The organism is Novosphingobium sp. 11B (genome assembly GCF_054589055.1).
In genome coordinates, this window is the sequence record NZ_BAAILP010000288.1 from 29,490 (window position 1) to 32,382 (window position 2,893).

Here is a 2,893-nt window from a genome sequence, read left to right on the forward strand (position 1 = left end):
TTTGCGTCGCCCTCAGCCCAGCCGCGCCAGTGCCGCCGCCAGACGCTCCGCCTCGGCCGAGTGCGCGGCATGGTCTGCGCGGGCCTTCTCGACCGCCTCGGGCTTGGCCTTCTGCGCGAAGGCCGGGTTATCGAGGCGCTTGCCCAGCGAATCCCGCTCCTTGATCGAGGCGGCGTGGGCCTTTTCCAGACGGGCCTTTTCGGCGGCGATGTCGATCACGCCTTCGAGCGGAATTTGAATGCTGGCGCCCATCAACGGCATAGCAATGCTTGCACCACTCGGAACCGCCGGGTCGCCCGCCTTTCCATATTGCCCGTTTGCAGGGCGATAAACATTCTCAAGCCGAGCCAGTCGCTTCAAGGGCGCTACAATGGAAGAGAACAATTCTTCCCCTTCTTCAGACTCGCCGATGAACCAAGCATCCAGTTTGATGCCAGGAGCAATACCGAGTTCTGTGCGGGCCGACCGAATTCTCGTTACAGCGTCGATCAACCAGCGAATTTGGGCCGAGAGGTCATGATCCACCGCGGCCTCGGGCGCGGGCCATGCGGCGACGATCAGTTCGGCCTCGCGGGTGCCGGTCTTGCTCCACAGCTCTTCGGTGACGAAGGGCATGAAGGGGTGCAGCATCACCAGAATCTGGTCGAGCACCCAGCCGGCGACGGCCTTCGTCTCCTCGTCGAACGAACCCTTGATGAGTTCGATGTACCAGTCGCAGAACTGGTTCCAGACGAAGTGGTAGATCGCGTTGGCGGCGGCGTCGAAGCGCAGGTCGGCCATCGCCTTGTCGAGCGCGGCGACGGTTTCCACGACTTCACCGATGATCCAGCGGTTGACTGCCGACGTCGCCTTCGGAGCTGCGACCGAGGTGCTGCCGACGATGCCGTTGGACTGGCAGAAGCGCGCGGCGTTCCACAGCTTGGTGGCGAAGTTGCGATACCCCTCGACGCGCTTCTCATCCATCTTCACGTCGCGGCCCTGGCTTTCCATGGCGGTCATGAAGAAGCGCAGCGCGTCGGCGCCGTACTGGTCGATGAGGCCCAGCGGATCGACGACGTTGCCCTTGGACTTGGACATCTTCTGCCCGTCGGCGGCGCGCACGAGGCCATGGAGGTAGAGCCGCTTCCACGGCACTTCCTTCATGAAGTGGATGCCCTGCATCGCCATGCGCGCATCCCAGAAGAACAGGATGTCGAAGCCGGAAACGAGCAGGTCGTTGGGGTAGTGCTTCTTGAGCAGCGCCGAATCCTGATCGGGCCAGCCCAGCGTCGCGAATGGCCAGAGCGCCGAGGAGAACCACGTATCGAGCACGTCGTTGTCGCGGGTCAGCGCCTTGTTACCGGCGAGGGCCTGCGCCTCTTCCTCGGTCTCGGCGACGAAGATCTCGCCGTCTTCGGAGTACCAAGCCGGGATGCGGTGTCCCCACCACAGCTGGCGGCTGACGCACCACGGCTGGATGTTCTCCATCCAGTTGAAGAAGGTCTTCTCCCACGACTTCGGGACGATCTCGATCGAGCCGTTTCGCACGGCTTCCATCGGCGGGATGGCGAGGGTGGCGGCATCGACGTACCACTGGTCGGTCAGCCAAGGCTCGATCACCACGCCGCCGCGGTCGCCGTAGGGCGTAGCGATGGTGCGCGGCTCGGCGTCGTGCTCGACCGGGTTGCCTTCCTTGTCCTTGGTGACGTGCGGGATCAGGAGGCCCAGCTCCTTCATCGCCTCGACCACGGCGGCGCGCGCGTCGAAGCGGTCCAGCCCGATGAAGTGGTGCGGGATCAGGCCGTCCGCCGTCTGGCAGACCTTCGCCTCGGCATCGAGCATGTTGAGCATGTCGCGCGCCTCGATCCCGGCGCGCTTGCCGACTTCGAAGTCGTTGAAGTCATGCCCCGGGGTGATCTTCACCGCGCCCGAGCCCAATTCCGGGTCGGCGTGCTCGTCCGCGACGATGGGGATCTCGCGGCCGGTGATCGGCAGGGTGACGGTGGCCCCGCGCTCCAGCAGCGGCTTGTAGCGCTCGTCGGCGGGGTTCACCGCGACCGCCATGTCGGCCAGCATCGTCTCGGGGCGCGTGGTGGCGACCTCGATATGGCCCGAACCGTCCGAGAGCGGATAGTTGAAGTGCCAGAAGTGGCCCTGGATCTCGCGCGTCTCGACCTCAAGGTCGCTGATCGCGGTCTTGAGCTTGGGGTCCCAGTTCACCAGCCGCTTGTCGCGGTAGATCAGGCCCTGCTTTTGCAGGTCGACGAAGACCTTGACCACGGCCTTGGTGAAGTGCGGGTCCATGGTGAACTGCTCGCGGCTCCAGTCCATCGAGCAGCCGAGGCGGCGCAGCTGGCCGGTGATAGTGCCGCCGCTTTCGGCCTTCCATTCCCAGACCTTCTCGATGAAGGCTTCGCGCGAATAGTTGGTGCGCTTGTCCTGGCGCTGTTCCATCTGGCGCTCGACCACCATCTGCGTGGCGATGCCCGCATGGTCGGTGCCGACCACCCACAGCGCGTCCTTGCCGCGCAGGCGCTCGTAGCGGATCACCACGTCCTGCAGCGTGTTGTCGAGCGCGTGGCCGATGTGGAGCGAGCCCGTCACGTTCGGCGGCGGGTTGACGATGGTGAAGGGCGCGGCATCGGGGCGCTCGGGGCGGAACAGGTTGTTCTGCTCCCAGTGGGCGTACCACTTGGCCTCGATCCCGGCGGGGTCGAAAGTCTTGTCGAGAGCGGGTTCTGCGATCTGGTCGGTCATGGCGTCGGTCATGGCCGGGGCCATGCCAAAGGGCGGGTTTCGGCGCAAGGACGATTCCCCGTCATCCCAGCGAAGGCTGGGACCGCTGGCCGCGTAAAGCCCACCCCTCGGCAGGGCGTACTGACGATAGGTGGCATTAACAGGCCAGCGGTCCCAG

1 protein-coding gene is annotated in these 2,893 nt (G+C 65.0%); it reads right to left on the reverse strand.

The genetic code is table 11. From position 1 onward, the window contains the following. Positions 1–12: 12 nt before the first annotated feature. Positions 13–2,736 carry a valine--tRNA ligase gene (locus tag ACYPYD_RS24960; RefSeq protein ID WP_459666165.1) on the reverse strand — a complete coding sequence of 908 codons (2,724 nt, stop codon included), beginning with the start codon at positions 2,734–2,736 and terminating at the stop codon, positions 13–15. Positions 2,737–2,893 lie beyond the last annotated feature (157 nt).

Coding starts and splice junctions, on each gene's coding strand:
- ACYPYD_RS24960 (WP_459666165.1), bottom strand. CDS start 2,736: ATGACCGACCAGATCGCAGAACCCGCTCTCGACAAGACTTTCGACCCC.